This is a genomic window from Amycolatopsis stemonae, assembly GCF_054781455.1.
Genome location: NZ_BAAGUJ010000007.1, coordinates 401,019 through 424,729 on the forward strand (window position 1 = coordinate 401,019; position 23,711 = coordinate 424,729).

Genomic DNA, 23,711 nt, shown 5'->3' on the forward strand with positions numbered 1-23,711 from the left:
TCGCACCCCCTCCGCGCGTCACGCGAGGCCCAGCTCGTTGTCGATGAAGTCGAAGATCTCGCTGGAACTGGCCGTCTCGAGCTTCTGCCGCGCGCCCGTGCCGGACGCGGGCGCCTCGAGCCGGCTCAGGAGCGCCTGCAGCCGGGCGGTGATCCGAGTGCCGGCGAGCTGCTCGGCCGTCAGCACCGCGAAGGCCGCCTCGATGCGGTCCAGCTCGGCCTCGGCCGCCCCGGCCGGATCGGCCGGGCCGAGCTCCCGGCCGAGGTACTGGGCGAGCGCGGCCGGGTTCGCGTAGTCGAAGCCGAGCGTCGCGGGCAGGGCCAGCCCGGTGACGGCGGCGAGCCCGTTGCGCAGCTCGACCGCGGTGAGCGAGTCGAGGCCCAGTTCCTTGAACGCCAGCGCGGGGTCCACTGTGGACGGCCCGGCGTACTCGAGCACGGCGGCGACCTCGGCGCGCACCAGATCGAGCAGCGCGCGGTCCCGCTCGGGCCCGGTCAGGGTGTCGAGCTTCGCCCGGAAGTCCTGCTCCGGCTTCGCCGCGGCGGCGCGCACCCGGCGCGCCTCGGGCAGGTCGTCGAGCAACGGTGCCGGCCGGAGCGCCGTGAACGCGGGCGCGAACAGCTCCCAGTCGATGTCGGCGACCGCGACGACGGTCTCGCCGCCGCCGAGCGCGCGGTGCAGGGCGGCGGTGGCCCGTTCCGGGGCCATCGGGCGGATCCCGCCGCGCCCGGCGCGCGAGGCACCGGCGGCCATGCCCGCGCCGGCCCACGGGCCCCAGGCGATCGAGGTCGCGGGCAGGCCGAGCCCGGCCCGGTGCTCGGCGAGCGCGTCCAGCACGGCGTTGGCCGCGACGTAGTTGCCCTGCCCGGCCGCGCCGAGCGTGGCCGCCAGCGACGAGAACAGGACGAACGCGGACAGCTCGCGGCCGGCCGTCAGTTCGTGCAGGTGCCACGCGGAGTCCACTTTGGCCCGCAGGACGGTGGTGAGGCGGCCCGGCGTCAAGGCGTCCAACACCCCGTCGTCCAGCACCCCGGCGGCGTGGACGACGGCGTCGAGGTCGGGCACCGAGTCCAGGAGCTCGGCGACGGCCGTGCGGTCGGCGAGGTCGCAGGCGACCAGCGTCACCTTGGCGCCCAGCGCGCTGAGCTCGGCTTCCAGCTCGGCGGCTCCCGGCGCGGCGGGTCCGCGCCGGCCGGCCAGCACGACGTGCGGCGCGCCGGTGCGGGCCAGCCACCGGGCGACCTCGGCGCCCAGCGCACCCGTGCCGCCGGTGACGAGCACCGGCCCGGTCGGCGTCCAGGGTTCGGCGTCGTCGCCCGGCGCGTGGACGAGCCGCCGCGCGAAGACCCCCTCCGGCCGGATCGCGAGCTGGTCCTCGCCGGCGGTGAACGCGGCGACGAGCCGGGTCAGCTCCGCTTCGCCGGGCTCGGCGGGCAGGTCGGCCAGGCCGCCCCAGCGGTCCGGGTGCTCCAGTGCCGCGACGCGGCCGAGGCCCCAGATCCCGGCCGCGAAGGGCTGCTCGAGCGTCTCGGCACCGACGGCGACGGCTCCGGTGGTGACCGACCACAGCGGCGCGCCGACCCCGGCGTCGCCGAGGGCCTGGAGCAGCACGGTGGTCAGCGCCAGCCCGAGCGGCACGGACGCCCGGACCTCGACGGCCAGCCCCAGCAGCGAGACGACGCCGTCGACCGGGCCGAGGCCGAGCAGTTCGGCGGCGAGCGCGTCGCGGCTGGTCTCCCCCAGGGTGACCCGCACCGGCTCGGCACCCGCGTCGGCGAGGGCCGGGAGGACGGCCTTGACCAGCGGGGCGTCGTCGTACCCGGCGGGTACGACCACGGCCCAGCGGCCGGCCAGGCTCGCGCGGGGCCGGTCCGCGACCGGTCGCCACGAGACGCGGTACTGCCAGGCGTCGGCGGCCGGCGGCACCGGGACCAGGGGTTCGGGCCAGAAGGCCTGGCGGTCGAAGGGGTAGGTGGGCAGCGCGACGTGCCGGGTGCCCGGCGACCACGGTGCCCAGTCGATCGGGTGCCCGCTGACGTGCAGGTTCGCCAAGGCCAAGAGCGCGGTCGTGGTCTCCGGCCGGTCCTTGCGCAACGCCGGAACCGCCCGCAGTCCGGGGGCCAGCGCGGTCAGCGTCCCGTCCGGCCCCAGTTCGACGGCCCGGGTCACCCCGGCCTCGCGCAGCGTCTCGACGGCCTGCGCGAACCGCACCGGCTCACGCACCTGCCGCACCCAGTACTCCGGGTCCGTCAGGTCGGCGTCGCCGGTCACCGTGGACACGACGGGGATGCGCGGCCCGGCGTAGCCGATCCCGCGCGCCACCTCGGCGAACTCCGCCAGCATCGCGTCCATATGAGCCGAGTGAAACGCATGCGAGACCCGCAAATCCCTAGACTTCACGCCGCGCTCGGTCAGCTCCGCGGCGATCCCGGCGAGCGCGGCGGCGTCGCCGGAGAGCACGGTGGCCAGGGGTCCGTTGACCGCGGCCAGGTCGGCCCGGCCCGCGGCGACCTCGAGAACGTCCTGCTCGGCGGCCTGCACGGCGAGCATCGCGCCGCCGCCCGGCAGCGCCTGCATCAGGCTCGCGCGGGCGGCCACCAGCGTGCACGCGTCTTCGAGCGAAAACACCCCGGCGACGTGCGCGGCGGCCAGCTCACCGATCGAATGCCCGACGAGGTAGTCCGGCTTGACACCCCACGACTCCAGCAAGCGGAACAGCGCGACTTCGAGCGCGAACAGCGCGGGCTGCGTGGTCCCCGTCCGGTCCAGCGCCACGGCGTCCGCGAAGACCGCCCGGTCCACGTCGAGGTGCGCGCACACCGCGTCGAACGCGTCCGCGAACACCGGGAACCGCTCGTACAGTTCGGCCCCCATGCCGACCCGCTGCGAGCCCTGCCCCGCGAACAGCAGCGCGGTCTTGCCGTCGTTCGCCTGTCCGGCGACCACACCCGCGTGTTTGGTGCCCGCGGCGACCGCGTTCAGTCCGGCGACCAGGTCGGTACCGGTCACGACCGCGCGGTGGTCGAACACCGCCCGCGCGGCCAGCGAACGGGCGACCTCGGCCGGGGTGACGTCCGAGGTCCCGGCGAACTCCGCGAGCCGCCGGGCCTGCTCGCGCAGCACCGCTTCCGACCGGCCCGACAACGGCCAGACGACGTCCGTGGCGGGAGCGTCCGAGGCCTCGACAACGGGCGGCTGTTCGAGGATGACGTGGGCATTGGTGCCGCTGAAGCCGAACGACGACACACCCGCGCGGCGCGGCCGCTCCCCCGCCGGCCACGGTGTCGTCTCGGTCAGCAACGCGACGCCGTCCCACTTGACGTGCCGCGACGGCGTGTCGACGTGCAATGTCTTCGGCAGCAGTCCCTTTTGGAGGGCCAGCACCATCTTGATGACGCCCGCGATGCCCGCGGCCGCCTGCGTGTGCCCGATGTTGGACTTCAGCGAGCCGAGCCACAGCGGGTGCTCGCGGTCGCGGCCATAGGTCGCCAGCAGAGCCTGCGCTTCGATCGGGTCGCCCAGCGCGGTCCCGGTGCCGTGCGCCTCGACGGCGTCCACATCGGACGGTGTCAGCCCGGCGTTCGCCAGTGCCGCCCGGATGACGCGCTGCTGCGACGGTCCGTTCGGAGCGGTGAGGCCGTTCGACGCGCCGTCCTGGTTCACCGCCGAGCCACGCAGGACCGCGAGCACCGGGTGCCCGAGCCGGCGCGCGTCCGAGAGCCGCTCGACCAGCACGACACCGGCGCCTTCGCCCCAGCCCGTGCCGTCCGCGCCGTCGGCGAAGGCCTTGCAGCGGCCGTCCGCCGCGAGCCCGCCCTGGCGTGAGAACTCGACGAACGCGCCGGGTGTCGCCATCACCGTCACGCCGCCGGCCAGCGCCATCGCGCACTCGCCCGCGCGCACCGACTGGGCGGCCAGGTGCAAGGCGACCAGCGAAGCCGAGCACGCCGTGTCCACGGTGACCGCCGGGCCACCGAGGCCCAGCACGTACGAAACCCGGCCCGACACGACCGAAGCCGCGTTCCCGGTGCCGACGAACCCGCCGAAGTCCTCGCCCGAACCGGCGAGCACCGCCGGGTAGTCCTGGCCGTTGGTGCCGAGGAACACGCCGACGTCCGCGCCCCGGCCCGGGTCGACGCCGGCGCGTTCGAGCGTCTCCCACGCCGTCTCGAGGACGAGCCGCTGCTGCGGATCCATCGCCAGGGCTTCCCGCGGCGAGATGCCGAAGAAGCCCGGATCGAACTCCGTGACCCCCTCGACGAACGCGCCGCCGCTCGCGACGACCCCGGCCGCCGCCAGGCCCGCGAGGTCCCAGTGCCGGTCGGCGGGGAAGCCGGAAACCGCGTCCCCGCCCGAGATCAGCAGGTCCCACAGGTCGTCCGGGGTCCGGACGCCGCCGGGGAACCGGCAGCCCATCCCCACGACGACGATCGGGTCCTCGGGGGACATCGCGGCCCGCTCGACGGCCGGCTCTTCGCTCGCCGTGCCCGCGAGGTGCTTGGCCAGGTGGGCGGCGGTCGGGTAGTCGTAAACCAGCGTCGCGGGCAGTTCGGTGCCGGTGGCCAGACCGAGCCGGTTGCGCAGTTCGACCGCGGTCAGCGAATCGAAGCCGAGATCGGCGAACGACCTGTCCGCGGCGACCTCCTCGGCGTACCCGAGGACGGCCGAGACCTGACGGCGCACGAGCGTCAGCAGGTCCTCTTCGGACAGTCCGGACAGCTCGACCCGCGGCGCTTCGCCTGCCGCTTCGGGAAGTTCGTCGAGCAACCGGCTCGGCCGGACGGCGGTGAGCGCCGGGCCGTAGACCGGCCAGTCGACGTCGGCGAGCGCGAGCGCGACGTCGCCGGCGCCCAGGGCCCGGTCGAGCGCGGCCAGGGCGAGGGCGGGGTCGAGGGGCGTGAGCCCGCCGCGGCGGAGCCGGTCGCGGACGGCTTCGTCCGCGGCCATGCCGGCGTCGGCCCACGGTCCCCAGGCGAGCGACGTCGCCGGGAGCCCGCGCGCCCGCCGGTACGCGGCCAGGGCGTCGAGGTAGGCGTTCGCCGCCGCGTAGTTGCCCTGCCCGGCCGAGCCGACCGTGCCCGCCAAGGACGAGAACAGCACGAACGCCGAGAGTTCACGGCCGGCGGTGGCCTCGTGCAGGTGCCGGGCGGTGGTCGCCTTGGCGCGCAGCACGCGGTCGAGCTTTTCGGGGGTGAGGCCGTCGAGGACGCCGTCGTCGAGAACCCCGGCGGCGTGGATGACGACGCTCAGGTCCGGCAGGGAGTCCACGAGCGCGGTGACCGCGTCCCGGTCGGTGCAGTCGCAGGCCACGACGGTGATCTCGGGCGCGGCCGGCTCGGCCGCACCCGGGCCGCGCCGGCTCGCCAGCACCACGCGCGACGCGCCGCGCTCGACGGCCCAGCGGGCCAGGTGGCCGCCGAGTGCCCCGGTCCCGCCGGTGATCAGCACCGTGCCGCGGACTGTCCACCCGGGACATTCGGTGGTCAGCGGCGCTCGCACGAGCCGCCGGGCGAAGACGCCGGACGGCCGGAGGGCGACCTCGTCCTCGGTGCCGTCGGCGAGCACGCCGCACAGCCGGTCGAGGGCCCGTTCGTCGAGGTGCCCGGGCAAGTCGATCAGACCGCCCCACCGGCGCGGGTGTTCCACCGCGGCGGCCCGGCCCAGGCCCCACACCTGCGCCTGGTCCGGGTGCGCGAGGGGATCGGACCGGCCGGTGGAGACCGCACCCCGGGTGGCGCACCACAGCGGCGCGGACCAGCCGTGCCTGCCGAGGGCCTGCACGAGCGCGAGCGTCTCGTCCACGGCCAGCAGGGAAAGGATCCCGTCGGGCTCGGTCAGCCCCGGGGGAAGCTCGGCGCCGGCCACCTCCACGTCGGCGCCCCGGGCGCGCAGTCCCGCCACCAGGTCGTCAGCGGCTTCGCGGGTGACCACGAGCCAGCGGCCGGACAGCCGCGCGGTGGTCGTGCCGGTGACCGGGCGCCAGCCGATCCGGTAGCGCCAGTTGTCCACAGTGGACTCTTCGTGGTGACGGCGGCGCCAGGACGCCAGCGCGGGCAGGACGTCGCTCAGCGGTGTCTCCGACGGGACGTCCAGGGTGCTGGTCAGCGCCTCGAGGTCCTGCCGGTCGACCGCCGACCAGAAGTCGTCCGCGCCGACGTCGCCGACGGCGGCCGACTCCGGTGCGGTGAGCCAGAACCGCTCCCGCTGGAAGGCGTACGTCGGCAAGTCGACGCGGTGGGCGCCGTCGAGCAGCGCGGTCCAGCCGGGCGCGCCGCCGCGGACGTGCAATTCGGCGAGCGCGGCCAGCACCGACTCCCGCTCGTCGCGCGACGCGTGCAGCATCGCCACGACGGGCACGTCCGCCATCCCGGCCAGGGTCCGGTCCGGGCCCACCTCGACGAACCGGGCGGCACCCCGGTCTTCCAGGGCCGTCATCCGGTCGGCGAACCGGACCGGTTCACGCACGTGCCGCACCCAGTACTCCGGGTCGGTCAGGTCGGCGGGCCCGCCGGTCACGACCGGGATCTTCGGCGCCGAGAACGTCAGCCCGGACACGACCTCGCGGAACTCGGCCAGCATCGGTTCCATCCGCACCGAGTGGAAGGCGTGCGACACGGCGAGCCGTTTGGTCTTGCGCCCCCGGGACCCCAGTTCGGCCGCGGCCGCGAGCACCGCGTCTTCGTCGCCGGAGAGCACGACCGAGTCGGGCGCGTTGACGGCGGCCAGGTCGACGCGCTCGCCGAGCAGGGGCTTGACTTCGGCTTCGCCGGCCTGGACGGCGACCATCGCGCCGCCGGCCGGGAGGGCCGCCATCAGCCGCGCCCGCGCGGCGACCAGCGTGCAGGCGTCGGCCAGCGAGAGGACCCCGGCGACGTGCGCGGCCGCCAGCTCGCCGATCGAATGCCCGGCGAGGAAGTCCGGCTTCACGCCCCAGGACTCCAGCAGCCGGAACAACGCCACCTCGACGGCGAACAGCGCGGGCTGCGTGAAACCCGTGTCGTGCAGGGAGTCTCCCGAGATCGCTTCGGCCACGGGGAGGTCGAATTCCGCGCACACCGCGTCGAAGGCCTCGGCGAACACCGGGAACGCCGCCCGCAGCCCCGCGCCCATGCCGATCCGCTGGGAACCCTGGCCGGAGAACAGGAACGCCGTCTTGCCGGACTTGCCCGCCACACCCTCCACAAGGGACGGTGACGGCTCGCCGCCGGCGAGGGCTTCCAGCGCGGTCGCCGCCCCGGCCGCGTCGGCGGCCAGCACGACGGCGCGGTGCTCGAACGCGGACCGCCCGGTGACGAGCGACCACGCCGTGTCCGCGAGCGACGCGCCCGTCGCCAGGTGGTCCCGCAGCCGGACGGCCTGCTCCCGCAGGGCCTCGCGTGAACGCGCCGAGAGCGCCAGCGGGACCGGACCGTCGACGGTGGTCGCCGGGGCGGGGGGCTCGTCGTAGCTCTCCAGGATCACGTGCGCGTTGGTGCCGCTGATGCCGAAGGACGACACGCCCGCCCGGCGGGGAGTCCCGCCCGCGGGCCACTCGACGTTCTCGGTGAGCAGCTCGACGGACCCGGCCGCCCAGTCGATGTGCGGCGACGGCGCGTCGACGTGCACCGTGCGCGGCAGCAACCCGTTGCGCAGGGCGAGAACCATCTTGATCACCCCGGCGACGCCCGCGGCGGCCTGGGTGTGGCCGATGTTCGACTTCACCGAGCCGAGCCGCAGCGGCCGCTCGCGGTCCTGGCCGTAGGTCGCCAGCAGCGCGTGCGCCTCGATCGGGTCGCCGAGCGTGGTGCCGGTGCCGTGCGCTTCCACGGCGTCCACCTCGGACGGGGTGAGCCCGCCACTGGCCAGCGCGGCCCGGATGACCTGCTGCTGCGCCGGTCCGTTGGGCGCGGTGAGACCGTTGGACGCGCCGTCGGAGTTGACCGCGGAGCCGCGGACCACGGCCAGCACCGGGTGGCCGTTGGCCAGCGCGTCGGACAGCTTCTCGACCAGGACCAGGCCGACGCCTTCGGACCAGCCGGTGCCGTCGGCCGCGGCCGCGAACGGCTTGCACCGCCCGTCCGGCGCGAGGCCGCGCTGGCGGCTGAACTCGAGGAACATGCCGGGGGTCGACATCACGGTGACGCCGCCGACCAGCGCCAGCGAACACTCGCCGCGGCGCAGGGCCTGGGCGGCCCAGTGCAGCGCGACCAGCGAAGACGAGCACGCGGTGTCCACGGTGACCGCGGGGCCGCGGAGGCCGAGCTGGTAGGCGACGCGGCCGGAGATGACCGCCGTCGAGTTGCCCGTGAGCAGGTGGCCTTCGACGCCTTCGGGCAGCGCGGTCAGGCCGGAGCCGTAGCCGGTCGACGTGCCGCCGACGAACACGCCGCCGCGCGTGCCGCGCAGGGACAGCGGGTCGATCCCGGCGCGCTCGAACGTCTCCCACGCCGTTTCGAGCAGCAGCCGCTGCTGCGGGTCCATGGCGAGGGCCTCGCGGGGGCTCATCCCGAAGAAGCCCGGGTCGAACTCGGCCGCGTCGTAGACGAAACCGCCCTCCCGGACGTAGCTGGTGCCCGTCCGGCCGGCGTCGCCGGAGTACAGCGCCGCGGGCCAGCCGCGGTCGGCCGGGAAGCCGGCCATCCCGTCGCCGCCGTCGACCAGGAGCTGCCACAGCTGCTCGGGCGTCCGGACACCGCCGGGGAACCGGCAGCCCATGCCGATCACCGCGACCGGTTCGGCGTCCCGGTCCTCGACCTCGCGCAGCCGCTGGTTCGCCGCCCGCAGGTCGCTGGTGACCTTCTTGAGGTAGTCGAGCAGCTTCTTCTCGTTGTCGGCGGTCACGCCCCGAACTCCTTGTCGATCAGGTCGAACAGCTCGTCGGCGGAGGCCGCCGCGACTTCGTCGTCCCACTGCGGTTCCGCGGTGCCGGTCCACCAGGCGAGCAGGCTCTGCAGCCGTTCGGTGATCTCCTCGCGGCCCTCGTAGCCCTCGGGCAGGGAGGCGAGCGAACCACGCAGGTCGTCGACCAGGCCGGTGGCGGACGGCGCCGCCGGGGCGATGTCGTCGAGCAGGTAGCCCGCCAGCTCGAGCACCGTCGGGTAGTCGAAGACGAGCGTCGCGGGCAGCCGCTTCCCGGCGACCGCGCCGAGCCGGTTGCGCAGCTCGACCGCGGTGAGCGAGTCGAAGCCCAGTTCGGTGAACGCCTTCGCCGGGTCGATGTCCACTGTGGACGCGTGCCCGAGCACGGCGGCGACCTGCCTGGTGACCACCTCGACGACCAGGTCCGCGCGGTCGGCGGCCGGCGTCGCGGCGAGCCGCTCGGCCAGGCCCGCGGGCCCGGCCTTCGCGGCGGCCGTGACCGCGCGCCGCGCCGGGGCGGTGACGAGCCCCCGGAACAGCGGGGCCACCGCACCCGACGACGCGAGCGCGGCCGTGTCGACCCGCATCGGCACCACGGCCGCCTCGCCGGCCGCGACGCCCGCGTCGAGCAGGGCGAGGCCGAGCTCCGCCGACAGCGGCAGCAGCCCGGCGCGGGCCATCCGGCTCAGATCCGTCTCGGTCAGGCCGCTGGTCATGCCGGCCGACGCCGACCACGGCCCCCACGCCAGCGCCACGGCGGGCAGCCCGAGGGCGTGCCGGTGGGTGGCGAAGGCGTCGACGAAAGCGTTTGCGGCCGCGTAGTTCGCCTGGCCCGCGCCGCCGAACAGCCCGGCCGCACCGGAGAACAGCACGAACGCGGTGAGGTCGGCGTGCCGGGTCAGCTCGTCGAGGTGGACCGCGGCGTCGACCTTCGGCCGCAGCACCTTGTCCAGGCGGGCCGCGTCCAGCGAGCCGACGACGCCGTCGTCGAGCACCCCGGCCGTGTGCATGACCGCCCGCAGCGGGTGCTCGGCGGGGATGCCGCCGAGCAACGCGGCCAGGGCGTCGCGGTCGGCGGCGTCGCAGGCCGCGACGGTGACGGTCGCGCCCAGCCCGGTCAGCTCGTCGCGCAGTTCGGCCGCCCCCTCGGCGGCGAGGCCGCGCCGGCTGGTGAGCAGCAGGTGCCGAGCGCCGTGCTCGGTGACCAGGTGCCGGGCCAGCAACCCGCCCAGGCCGCCGGTGCCGCCGGTGATCAGGACCGTGCCCTCGGGGTCGAGCGGCGCGGGCACGGTCAGCACGACCTTGCCGACGTGCTTGGCCTGCTGGAGGTGCTTGAACGCCGCGGGGGCACGGTGGACGTCCCACGCGGTGACCGGGATCGGCCGGAGCACGCCCCGGCCGAGCAGGCCGAGGACCTCGCGCAGCAGTTCGGCGATCCGGTCGGGCCCGGCTTCGATGAGGTCGAACGCCCGGTAGGCGACGCCCGGGTGGTTTTCCGCGACCTCGGCGGGGACCCGGACGTCGGTCTTGCCCATCTCCAGGAACCGCCCGCCACGCGGTAGCAGCCGCAGCGAGGCGTCGACGAACTCCCCGGCCAGGGAGTCGAGCACGACGTCGACACCCCGGCCCCCGGTGGTCGCGCGGAAGCGGTCCTCGAAGTCCAAGGTCCGCGAGGAGGCGATCCGGTCGTCGGCGAGGCCGTGCTCGCGCAGCGCGGCCCACTTGCCAGCGCCCGCGGTGCCGAACACGTCGGCGCCGAGGTGCTTCGCCAGTTGGACCGCCGCCATGCCGACGCCGCCGGCGGCCGCGTGGACCAGCACGGTCTCCCCCGGCTGCACCCGGCCGAGGTCGACCAGCGCGTAGTACGCGGTGAGGAAGACGATCGGCACGGACGCGGCCTCGGCGAACGACCAGCCGTCCGGGACCCGGGCGACCAGCCGCTGGTCGGCGACCGCGACCGGGCCGAACGCGCCGGGGAACATGCCGAGCACCCGGTCGCCTTCCTTCAGGTCGGTGACGCCCGGGCCGACTTCGGTGACGACGCCCGCGCCTTCCAGGCCCAGCTGCCCGGCCTCGCCGGGGTACATGCCGAGCGCGGTGAGGACGTCGCGGAAGTTGACGCCCGCCGCGCGCACGGCGATCCGCACGTGCCCGTCCGGCAGCGGGCCGGCGACCTCCGGGCACGGCAGCAGGGTGAGGTTTTCCAGCGTGCCCTTGTCCACGATGCCGAGCCGCCAGTGCCCGTCCTCCGGCGCGCTGAGCACGCCGCCGGCCGCTTCGGCGCGGACCAGCCGGGCCGCGTGCGGCTCACCGTCGCGAAGGGACAGTTGCGGCTCGCCGGTGGCGAGTGCGGCCGGAACGGCGCCGTAGGAAGCGTCCGTGCCGTCGACGTCCACCAGCAGGAACCGGTCCGGGTTCTCGGCCTGGGCCGAGCGGACCAGGCCCCAGACCGCGGCGTTGGCCAGGTCCGTCACCTCGCCGCGGTGGGCCACGGCGCCGGAGGTGACGAACACGAGTTTCGCGCCTTCCAGGGCGTCCTCGGCGAGCCAGCGCTGCACAGTGGCCAGGACCAGCCCGGTCGCGGCCCGCACCGAGCCCGGCAGGTCCGCCGTCCGCCCGGGCACGAGCGGCGCGAACACCACCTCGGGTGGCGTGCCGCCCTCGGCGAGGAGCGCGTCCATGTCCACATAGGACCTCAACGGGCCCGACGTGCCGAGCTGGACGCCGAGCTTGTGCTGGTCCGGGCCGAGCACGGCCCACGAACTCGTGTCCGGTTCGGACCCGGCGCCCAGCGGCGTCCAGTCCACCTGGAACAGCGAGTCGCGCAGCCGGCCGGCATCGGTCAGCATCTCGGCCGAGACCTGGCGCATCGCGAGCGAGCCCACGGTGGCGACCGGGTGGCCCGCGGTGTCGGCGATGGTCAACGCGAGGGCGTCCGGTCCGGCCTGGCTCAGCTTGACGCGCAGGGCGTCGGCGCCGGACGCGTGCAGTGTGACACCCGACCAGGAGAACGGGAGCCGGCTCTGCCCGGACCCTTCCAACGGCAGGTAGAGCAGGGCCTGCAGGGCCGCGTCGAGCAGCGCCGGGTGCAGGCCGAAGCGGCGGGCGTCGTCCCGGGCCGAGTCGGGCAGCGCGATCTCGGCGAACACGTCGTCGCCCGAACGCCAGGCCGCGGTGAGGCCGCGGAAGGCGTCCCCGTAGGCGAAGCCGCCGGCCGCGTAGGTGTCGTAGAAGTCTTCCACGGAAAGGGGTTCCGCCTTCGCGGGCGGCCACTCGGTCAGCGGTTCGCCGGGGCTTCCGGCTTCGACGGCGAGCACGCCGGTCGCGTGCAGGACCCAGTCGTCGGCGCCTTCGACCCGCGAGTGCGCGGTGAAGGCCCGCGTCCCGTCTTCGCCGGGCGTGGCCACTGAGCACTGCAGCTGGACGCCGCCGCGCGCGGGCAGCACCAGCGGCGCGGCCAGCGTCAGCTCCTCGACGCGAGCGCAGCCGGCCTGGTCCGCGGCCCGGACGGCCAGCTCGAGGAACGCCGTGCCCGGCAGCAGCACCTGACCCATGACCTCGTGCCCAGCGAGCCACGGGTGCGTCGACAGCGCGAGCCGGCTGGTGAACAGCAGTTCGCCGGCCCCGGCGACGGACACCGCCGCCCCCAGGAGCGGGTGGTCGACGGCCGTGAGACCGGCCGCGGTGACGTCGCCGACCGGCAGCCCGGTCAGGTGCGGCCAGAACCGCTGGTACTGGAACGCGTACGTCGGCAGGTCGACCCGGCGCGCGCCCGTCCCGGCGAACACGGCCGTCCAATCAGGACTCTGCCCGTGGACGTGCAGCTCCCCGACGGCGGCCAGGAGGGTGGTCCGCTCGTCCCGGCCCTTGCGCAGCGCCGGGATCGCCGTTTCGACCATCGGCGCCAGGACGGCGTCCGGCCCGATCTCGACGAACCTGGTGACGCCCAGGCCGTGCAGCGTCGTGACGGCGTCGGCGAACCGCACGGCTGCACGCACCTGGCCGGCCCAGTACTCCGGCGTGGTCACCGGCGTGACCGCACCGGTCACCGTGGACACGACCGGCAGGCTCGGCTCGGCGTAGGTGATCCGCTCGGCCACCTTCGCGAACGCGGCCAGCATCGGGTCCATCAGCGGCGAGTGGAACGCGTGGGACACCGTGAGCCGCTTGGTCTTGCGGCCCAGGGCCGTGAAGTGCTGCTCGATCGCGTCGAGGTCGTCGCCGGAGACCACGATCGACGTCGGCCCGTTGATCGCGGCGATGCTCACGGTGCCGGTCAGCAGCGGGGTGACCTCGTCCTCCGTGGCCGACACGGCCAGCATGCCGCCACCCCGCGGGAGTTCCTGCATCAGCCGGCCGCGCGCGGCGACCAGGCGGCACGCGTCCGCCAGGTTGAACACGCCGGCGACGTGCGCGGCCGCCAGTTCGCCGATGGAGTGCCCGGCCAGGTAGTCCGGCCGCACGCCCCACGACTCCAGCAGCCGGACCAGCGCCACCTCGACCGCGAACAGGGCGGGCTGGGTGTAGCCGGTCTCGTTCAGGAGGTCTTCGTCCCCGAAGACGACGTCCCGCAGCGGCCGGTCCAGCTCGGTGTCGAAGTGCGCGCACACCGCGTCGAACGCCTCGGCGTACACCGGGTATTCGGCGTACAGCTCTCGGCCCATGCCGAGCCGTTGCGCGCCCTGCCCGGTGAACAGGAACCCGGTCCGGCCCTCGCCGGCCGGGCCGGGGAGAGGTCCGTCGACCAGGGCACGCAGACCCCGCACCAGCTCGCCGGTTTCGGTGCCGATCACCACGGCGCGGTGCTCGAAGGCCGAGCGGCCGGTGGCGAGGGACCAGCCGACGTCGGCCGGGCGCTCGCTCTCGACGTGGTCGGCGAGTTGCGCGGCCTGGGCCCGCAGCGCGGCTTCGGACCGTCCCGAAAGGACCCACGGCACCGGCCCGGACCACGCCGGTTCCGGCACCGGGGCCGCTTCGGGAGCCTGCTCGACGATCACGTGCGCATTGGTGCCGCTCACGCCGAACGACGAGATCCCGGCCCGGCGCGGGTGCCCGTTCGGCGCCCACTCGACGGCGTCGGACAGCAGCCGCACGTCGCCGGCGCTCCAGTCCACGTGGGACGACGGCACGTCGGCGTGCAACGTCTTCGGCAGCAGGCCGTGGCGCAGCGACAGGACCATCTTCATGATCCCGGCGGCACCGGCCGCGGCCTGCGTGTGCCCGATGTTGGACTTCACCGAACCGAGCCACAGCGGCCGCTCGCGGCCCTGCCCGTAGGTGGCCAGGACGGCTTGCGCCTCGATCGGGTCGCCCAGCACCGTGCCGGTGCCGTGCGCTTCCACGGCGTCCACTTCGGACGGCCGCAGGCCCGCGTCGGCCAGCGCGGCACGGATGACCCGTTGCTGCGACGGCCCGTTCGGCGCGGTCAGGCCGTTCGACGCGCCGTCCTGGTTGACCGCACTGCCGCGCACCAGCGCGAGCACGGGGTGGCCGTTGCGGCGCGCGTCGGACAGCCGTTCGAGGAGCACCATCCCGGCGCCCTCGCCCCAGCCGGTGCCGTCGGCGTCGTCGGAGAACGCCTTGCAGCGGCCGTCGAGCGCGAGGCCGCGCTGGCGGCTGAACTGGATGAACCCGGACGGCGTCGACATGATCGTCACGCCGCCGGCCAGTGCCAGCGAGCACTCCCCCGCCCGCAGTGCCCGCGTCGCGAGGTGCACCGCGACCAGCGACGACGAGCAGGCCGTGTCGACCGTGACCGCCGGGCCTTCGAGGCCCAGCGCGTAGGAGATCCGGCCGGACACCACGGATCCCGCGTTGCCGGTCATGGTGTAGCCCTCGACGCCCTCGTCGTCGCCGAGCGCGAGCAGCGGGGTGTAGTCCTGGCCGTTCGAACCGGCGAAGACGCCGACCGGGCCGCCGCGCAGCGACGCGGCATCGATCCCGGCGCGTTCGACGGCCTCCCAGGCGGTTTCGAGCAGCAGGCGCTGCTGCGGATCCATGGCCAGGGCCTCGCGCGGGTTGATGCCGAAGAACGCGGCGTCGAACCGGCTGGCGCCGTCGAGGAACCCGCCGCGGCGGGTGTAGGACGTGCCCTGGTGGTCGGGGTCCGGGTCGTAGAGCGCGTCGAGGTCCCAGCCGCGGTCGTCGGGGAAGTCGGTGATCGCGTCCGCGCCACCGGACAGCAGTGCCCACAGGTCCTCCGGCGAGCGCACGCCGCCGGGGAACCGGCACGCCATCGAGACGATGGCGATCGGGTCGTCCTCGACGGCCTTCGGCGTGACGTCCACTGTGGACGGCGCGTCGGCCGGTTCGCCCAGCTCGCCCTTGAGGTGCGCCACCAGGGCCGTCGTCGTCGGGTAGTCGAAGATCAGCGTCGCGGGCAGCTTGAGCCCGGTGGCGACGCTGAGCCGGTTGCGCAGGTCGACCGCGGTCAGCGAGTCGAACCCGAGGTCGGTGAACGCCCGGTTCGGCTCGACGTCGCCCGGCCCGGCGTACCCGAGCACCCCGGCGACCTGGGTGCGGACGAACTCGAGCACGTCGCGCTCGCTCAGCGCGGGCCCCTCCGGCGCCGACTCCATCGCCGCCCGCGCCTCGGGGATGCCGCGCAGCAGCGGGCTCGGCCGGACCGCGGTGAACGACGGCACGTACCGCGCCCAGTCGACGCCCGCCACGGTCAGCGTGGTCTCGCCGTGGTCGAGGGCCTGCTGCAGTGCCGCGATCGCCAGTTCCGGGTCGAGTGCGTGGATGCCGCCGAGACGTTGCCGCTCGGCGACGGCGGCCGCGTCGGCCATCCCGGTGTCGGCCCACGGGCCCCAGGAGATCGACGTCGCGGCCAGCCCGAGCGAGCGCCGGTGCTCGGCGAGCGCGTCGAGGTAGGCGTTGGCGGCGGCGTAGTTGCCCTGGCCGGGCCCGCCCCAGACGCCGGCCGTCGAGGCGAAGGAGACGAACGCCGACAGGTCCAGGTCCCGGGTCAGCTCGTGCAGGTGGAACGCCGCCAGGGCCTTGGGCTTCAGCACGTTCGCCAGGCGCTCGGGGGTGAGCGAGGACAGGACGCCGTCGTCGAGCACCCCGGCGGCGTGGACGACCGCGGTCGGCGGGTACTCGGCGATGACCGCGGCCAGGGCGTCGCGGTCGGCGACGTCGCAGGCCACGACGGTCGCCTCGGCACCGAGCCCGGCGAGTTCTTCGCGCAGTTCCGCCGCGCCCGGGGCGTCCGCGCCGCGGCGGCTGGTGAGCACCAGCCGCTCGGCGCCGCGGCCGGCCAGCCAGCGGGCGACCTTCGCGCCCAGGCCACCGGTACCGCCGGTGACCAGCACGGTTCCTTCGGGCGTCCACGCGTGGTCCGGGGTCGCCGAGCCGAGCGGCGACCGCGTGAGCCGGCGGGCGAAGACACCGGACGCGCGGACCGCGACCTGGTCTTCCGCTCCGGTGATCGCGGCGACGACGCGGGCGAACGCGCGGTCGTCGAGGTCGGCCGGCAGGTCGAGCAGGCCACCCCAGCGACCGGGGAGCTCGAGCGCGGCGACGCGGCCGAGGCCCCACACGGGGGCCTGCGCCGGGTTGCGGAGCGCGTCGGCCTTGCCGGTCGAGACGGCGCCGCGGGTGAACGTCCACAAGGGAGCTTCGAGGTCGCCGAGGGCCTGGATCAGGGTGAGCGTGTCGACGAGACCGCGGTAGGACTCGTCCGTGCCCAGCAGGGACACGATCCCCGCCGGTTCGACATCGCCGATCCGCCCGGCCAGCACGTCCCGGTCGACGCCGGCCTCGGCCTCGACGGTGACGACCTCGGCGCCGAAGCGGTCCAGCGGCAAGGGGGTCTCGTCGCCCGGACGGCGGACCACGAGCCAGGTGCCGCCGAGCCGCGGCGAGGCGCCGGCGGGGACCGGCTGCCAGCCGACGCGGTAGCGCCAGTTGTCCACCGTGGACTCTTCCCGGCGCTGCCTGCGGTAGGCGGCCAGCGCGGGCAGCAGGTCTTCGACGGCGGGTGCGTCGAGCCCCAGGGTGCGGGCCAGCTCACCGGCGTCGTCGCGTTCGACGGCCGACCAGAACCCGGCGTCGGCGGCGTCCGACGCCGCGGCGACGTCGCCCGGGCCGGGCAGCGTCGGCCAGTACCGCGCCCGCTGGAACGGATAAGTCGGCAAGTCCACCGGGGATCCGGTCAACGCGAAGTCCACGTCGACCCCGCGCGCCCACAGCTCGCCGGCCGACGTCAGGAAGCGGGCGAGCCCGCCCTCGTCCCGGCGCAGCGATCCGGTGACGACCGTGTCTTCGAGGGTTCCGGCGATCGCGGTGCCCAGCACGGGGTGCGCGCTGGACTCGACGAACACGCCGTACCCCTGCTCGCCGAGCGCCACCGTCGCGGGCGCGAACAGCACGCGCTGCCGCAGGTTGCGGTACCAGTAGGCGGCGGTCAGCTCGGTGGTGTCGAGCCAGTCGCCGGTGACGGTCGAGTAGAACGGGATCGTCGCTTCACGGGGGGCGACCGGGGCCAGTACGTCCAGGAGTTCGGCTTCGATCGCCTCGACGTGCTCGGAGTGCGACGCGTAGTCCACGGCGACCTTGCGGGCCCGGACGCCGTCGGCCGTGTAGCGGGCCACCAGCGCGTCGACCTGGTCCGGGTCGCCGGAGACGGTGACCGCGGCGGTGCCGTTCAGCGCGGCCACGGAAACGCCCGGCGGCAGCTCGATGTCCTCGGCCGGGAGAGCCACGGAAGCCATCGCGCCCCGGCCCGCCAGCGACGCCCGGATCACTTTGCTCCGCAACGCCACGACGCGAGCACCGTCCTCGAGGGACAGTCCACCGGAGACACAGGCCGCGGCGATCTCCCCTTGTGAGTGCCCGACGACAGCGTCCGGCCGGACGCCGTAGGACTCCCACAGCGCGGCCAGCGACACCATGACGGCCCAGCAGGCCGGCTGCACGACGTCGACCCGCTGCAGCATCTCGGCGTCACCCAGGACGTCGGCCAGCCGCCAGTCCACGAACGGTGCGAGGGCGGCGCCGCACTCGGCGAGCCGCTCGGCGAACACCGGCGTGGTTTCGGCGAGGTCCAGGGCCATCCCGGCCCACTGCGAGCCCTGGCCGGGGAAGACGAACACGGTCTTGCCGGGCGTCCCGGCGACCCCGCGCACGGCGGGCTCGGTCAGGCCGGTCAGGAGCGCGTCCCGGCCGGCGCCGACGACGACGGCCCGGTGTTCGAACGCGGACCGCGTGGTGGCCAGCGACGCCGCGACATCGTGCACGTCCTCGGTGGACAGGACCTCGGCGAGCCGTTCGGCCTGCCCCTGCAGGGCATCGGCGGTCCGGGCGGACAGCAGCAGCGGCACGACGGACTCCGGGCGCTCCGGCCGTTCCGCCGCGTCCGAAGCGAACTCCTCCAGGATCAGGTGTGCGTTGGTGCCGCTCATCCCGAACGACGACACGCCCGCGCGGCGCGGCCCTTCGGAGAGCCACGGCCGGGTCTCGGTGAGCAGGCTGACGTCGCCCGCGTCCCAGTCGACGTGCGGCGACGGGACTTCGGCGTGCAGGGTCTTCGGCAGCAGGCCGTGCCGGATCGCCTGGACCATCTTGATCACGCCGCCGACGCCGGAGGCCGCCTGCGCGTGCCCGACGTTCGACTTGAACGACCCCAGGTACACCGGCCGGTCCGCGGGCCGCTCGCGCCCGTAGGTGGCGATGATGGCCTGCGCTTCGATCGGGTCGCCGAGCTTCGTGCCGGTGCCGTGCGCCTCGACGACGTCCACATCGGACGGTTCCAGGTGCGCGTTGGCCAGTGCCCGCCGGATCACCCGCTGCTGCGACGGGCCGTTCGGCGCGGTGAGGCCGTTCGACGCGCCGTCGGAGTTGATCGCCGAGCCCTTGATCACCGCGAGCACGCGGTGGCCGTTGCGTTCGGCGTCGGACAGCCGTTCCAGCATCAGCATCCCGGCACCCTCGGCCCAGCTGGCACCGTCGGCGTCGGCCGAGAACGGCTTGCTGCGCCCGTCCGCGGCCAGCGCCCGCTGACGGCTGAACTCGACCAGCGAGACCGGCGTCGACATGACCGTCACGCCGCCGGCGAGGGCGAGCGTGCAGTCGCCGTCCCGCAGGGACTGGCACGCCCAGTGGATCGCGACCAGTGACGACGAGCAGGCGGTGTCGATCGAAACCGCGGGGCCTTCCAGGCCGAAGGTGTAGGCGACCCGGCCGGAGAGCACGCTCGGCGAGTTGCCGGTGCCGAGGAAGCCCTCGAAGCTGTCGGTCGCGGCGCCGAGCAGGCCGCCGTAGTCCTGGTAGGTGATGCCGGCGAAGACGCCGGTGCGGCTGCCGCGCAGCGTCGCCGGGTCCATCCCGGCGCGTTCCATCGACTCCCACGACACTTCCAGCAGCAGGCGGTGCTGCGGGTCCATCGCGACGGCCTCACGCGGGCTGATCCCGAAGAAGCCGGGGTCGAACGCGCCTGCGTCGTGCAGGAACCCGCCCTCGCGGGCGTAGCAGGTGCCGGGCGCGTCCGGGTCGGTGTCGTAGAGCGCTTCGAGGTCCCAGCCGCGGTCGGTGGGGAACGGCGAGATCGCGTCGCCACCCGCGGCGACCAGGCGCCAGAGGTCTTCGGGGTCGGCGATGCCGCCCGGGTAGCGGCACGCCATGCCGACGATCGCGATCGGCTCGTCGACCCGCGTGACGACCTCGGTGTTCTCTTCTTCCTCGCCGAACAGCTCCGCGTGCAGGGCTTTCGCCAGCGCGCCCGGGTTCGGGTGGTCGAAGACCGAGGTCGCGGGCAGCCGCAGGCCGGTCGCGGTGTTCAGCGCGTTGCGCAGCTGGACGGCGGTCAGCGAGTCGACGCCCAGTTCCTTGAACGCGCGGTCGGCGCCGACCGCGTCCGGCCCGGCGTGGCCGAGCACGAGCGCGGCCTCGGTGCGGACGATCTCGAGGAGGGCCCGGTGCCGGTCGGCCTCGGGCAGGCGGGCGAGCTTCTGGTGCAGCGCGTTGCCCGCGTCGGCCACCCGGGCGACCACCCGGCGGGTCTTGACCGGCTCCTTCGCCGGGGCGGTTTCCGCGACGCGCAGCGCTCCGCGGGTCCCCAGCAGGGCGAACGTCTCGCCGGGGCGGCAAGCGAGCGCGCTGTGCGCGACGGCTTCGAGCACGGCGGTCTGCGCCGCGACCAGGCCTTCGCCGCCCGCCGAAGTCAGGACGACGAGCTCGATGCCCAGCTCGGCGAGGTTGAACGCGATGTCGGCGCGGTCGCGCAGATCCGCCGCGCCCTCGGCGAGTCCGATGTGGACCGCCGCGGTCACGTCCGGGACGTCCCGGAGCGCCCGGGCGAGTTCGTACCGGTCGGCGGGGTCGCAGACGACGACGTCGGCTCCCGGCACGGGTGCCGCGCCGAGCACGACGAGCCGCCGGACGCCCCGCTCTTCGGCAAGGTGCCGCGCGACGGCGGCCCCCAGCTCGCCGGACGCGCCGGTGAGCAGCACGGTCCCCCCGGGCTTCCAGGCGTCCGGCGTGACCACCGTGGTCCGCGGCTCGTAGGCGACGTCACCGCGGATCGCGAGACGGTCCACGCCCGGCTCGACGGCGGCCCCGTCGACGAGCGCGAACCGGCCGGGGTACCGCGCCAGCAGCGGTTCCACGGCACCCCAGACGGCGGCCTCCACGACGTCCGGCACCTCGCCGGGGGTCACCGCGACCGCGCCGCGGGTCGCGAACACCAGCCGCGAGCCGGCGCACCGCGGGTCGGCCAGCCAGGCCGTGACCAGCGCCAGCGCCCGCTGCGCGGAAGCCCAGACGGCCCACGTGACGTCGTCGGTGTCCTCGGGCCGGCAGGACGCGAACACGACCTCGGGCACCGCACCGGCGGCGATCAGCTCGGCCGGCTCCCGGTAGGCGGGCAGCTCTTCGAGGCCGGGCAGACTCCCCAGCACCGCGGCCTGCCGGGCGACCGGGGCGGCGCTGCCAGTCACGACCCACTCGACGCGGTGGTGCGTGGTGGCCGCGCGCCGGGTGGCGGGCCGCAGGACGACGGCGTCCGCCGTGGCCACGACCTGGCCCGTCGCGTCGGCCAGCGTCAGCTGAACCGCGGTGCCCGTCACGTGCAGGCGGACTCGCAGCTCGGTCGCGCCCGTCGCGTGCAGGCTGACGCCCGCCCACGAGAACGGCAGCAGGTCCGGCAGGTCGGCGAAGGTCAGCGCGTGCAGCGCCGCGTCCAGCAGGGCCGGGTGCAGGCCCCACTCGCCGGTCGTCGTCCCGGTCGGCAGGGCGACCTCGGCGTACACGTCGTCGCCCGCGCGGTACGCGGCGCACAGGCCCTGGAACGTCGGGCCGTAGGCGAACCCGGCTGCCGCGCGACGCGCGTAGAAGTCGTCGACCGGCAGCGCGCCCGGGGGCGGCCACTGCGTCAGAGCTTCCGCTTTGGACAGTCCGAGGGCGAGGGTGCCGCCCGCGTGCCGGGTCCAGCCGTCGCCGCGGGTGTAGATGCCGAAGGCGCGGCGCCCGGCGCCGTCCGGCGCCTCGACGCGGACCTGCACCGGCACCCCGCCGCGCTCGGGCAGCACCAGCGGCGCTTCCAGGACCAGCTCCTCGACCTGGTCGCAGCCGGCCTCGTCGGCCGCGCGCAGCGCCAGCTCCACGAAACCCGCGCCGGGGAACAGGATCTCGCCGTCGACGCGGTGTTCGGCCAGCCACGGCACCGCGTCCGCCGAGAGCAGCCCGGTGAGCACGACACCGTCTCCGCCGGCCAGGTCGACGGCCGCCGACAGCAGGCCGTGTCCCGCGCCGCTCTGGCCGAGCGACGCCGGATCGCCGTCGACGTCCGGCACCTCCAGCCAGAACCGCTCGCGCTGGAAGGCGTAGGTGGGCAGGTCGACCCGCGCCCCTTCGCGCAGGACCCGCGCCCACTCCACGCCCCCGCCGTCGACCTGCAGCGCGGCGAGCGCGGCCAGGAGCGTGCGAGCTTCGGGACGGCCGGCCCGCAACGCCGGCACGGCCACCGGCTCGCCGTCGGCGGTCTCGGCGACCATCGCCGAGAGCACCCCGGCCGGGCCCAGCTCCAGGAACCGGGTCACCCCGCGGCCGGCGAGCGTGCGGACGCCGTCGGCGAACCGGACCGTCGCGCGGACCTGGCGGACCCAGTACTCCGGGTCGCCCAGGCCGGTCGCCACTTCGCCGGTGACGGTGGAGACCACCGGCACGGCCGGTTCGTGGTAGGTCAGCCCGGCCGCGACTTCGCGGAACCCGGCGAGCATGCCGTCCATCCGCGCCGAGTGGAAGGCGTGGCTCACCCGCAGGCGCCTGGTCTTCTCGAACCGCGCGGCGACGGCCAGCACGGCCTCCTCGTCGCCCGACACCACGACCGACGCCGGCCCGTTGACCGCGGCCAGCGACACGCCGTCGGTCAGCAGCGGCGTGACCTCGGCTTCGGTGGCCGCGACGGTGACCATCGCCCCGCCTTCGGGCAGGGCCTGCATCAGACGCGCGCGGGCGGCGACGAGCGTGCACGCGTCCTCGAGGGACAGCACGCCCGCGACGTGCGCGGCCGCCAGCTCGCCGATGGAGTGGCCGCCGACGAAGTCCGGGCGCACGCCCCAGTCTTCGACCAACCGGAACAGGGCCACTTCGACCGCGAACAGCGCGGGCTGGGTGTATTCGGTCCGGTCCAAAAGGTCTCCGTCGCCGAACACGACGTCGCGGAGCGGCAGGTCGAGGTGCGCGCACACCGCGTCGAAGGCGTCGGCGAACACCGGGAACTCGCGGTAGAGCTCCCGGCCCATGCCGGGCCGCTGCGCGCCCTGGCCGGTGAAGAGGAACGCCGTGCGGCCGGGCGCGGCCGTCCCGCGCACCACCCCGGCGGACTTGACGCCCTCGGCGAGCGCCGTGAGCCCGGCCCGCAGCTCGGCGTCGTCCTCGGCCAGCACGACCGCGCGGTGCTCGAACGCCGAGCGGGTGGTGGCCAGCGACCAGGCCAGGTCGGCCGGGTCGGTGCCGACGTGGCCGAGCAGGCCCGCGGCCTGCGCCCGCAGCGCCGCCTCCGACCGGCCGGACAGCGCCAGCGGGACGAGCCCGGTGTGCCGCGGCCGGGGCAGCTCCGGCTCGGCGGCCGGGGCCTCTTCGAGGATGACGTGCGCGTTCGTGCCGCTGACCCCGAACGCGGACACCCCGGCGCGGCGCGGGTGCCCGTTCGCCTCCCACGGCGTCGCCTCGGTGAGCAGGGCGACCCGGCCCGTCGTCCAGTCCACTTCGGACGAGGGCCGCGCGGCGTGCAGGGTCTTCGGGAGCAGTCCGTTCCGGACGGCCAGGACCATCTTGATCACCCCGGCGACCCCGGCCGCGGCCTGGGTGTGCCCGAGGTTGGACTTCAGGGAGCCGAGCCACAGCGGGCGTTCGCGGTCCCGGCCGTAGGTGGCCAGGAGGGCCTGCGCCTCGATCGGGTCGCCCAGCTTCGTGCCCGTGCCGTGCCCTTCGACGGCGTCCACATCGGACGGAGTCAGACCCGAGTCGGCGAGCGCGGCCTGGATCACCCGCTGCTGCGACGGGCCGTTGGGCGCGGTGAGGCCGTTGGACGCGCCGTCGGAGTTCACGGCGGAGCCGCGGACCACCGCGAGCACGGTGTGCCCCAGGCGTTGCGCGTCGGAAAGCCGCTCCAGCACGAGCATGCCGACGCCTTCGGACCAGCCGGTGCCGTCGGCGCCGTCGGAGAAGGCCTTGCAGCGGCCGTCCGGCGCGAGGCCGCGCTGGCGGCTGAACTCGACGAACGCGCCGGGGTTGGCCATCACCGCGACGCCGCCGGCCAGCGCCAGCGAGCACTCCCCCGAGCGCAGGGACCGGGTGGCCAGGTGCAGCGCGACCAGCGAGGACGAGCACGCCGTGTCCAGCGTGACGGCCGGGCCCTCGACGCCGAG

General features: G+C 75.2%; 2 protein-coding genes (1 of these 2 only partly in view). Both read right to left on the reverse strand.

The window, feature by feature from the left end:
- Positions 1–18: 18 nt before the first annotated feature.
- Positions 19–8,820 (reverse strand): type I polyketide synthase, encoded by an 8,802-nt coding sequence (locus ACYVLJ_RS27150; protein WP_460440809.1) that lies wholly within the window; start codon positions 8,818–8,820, stop codon positions 19–21.
- On the reverse strand, positions 8,817–23,711 hold the 3' portion of the coding sequence (locus ACYVLJ_RS27155; RefSeq protein ID WP_460440810.1) for a type I polyketide synthase. It continues 9,282 nt past the right edge of the window; the window shows 14,895 of its 24,177 coding nt (coding positions 9,283–24,177); its start codon lies off the right edge, out of view; it ends in the stop codon at positions 8,817–8,819. The genes ACYVLJ_RS27150 and ACYVLJ_RS27155 overlap by 4 nt, the downstream gene beginning before the upstream one ends.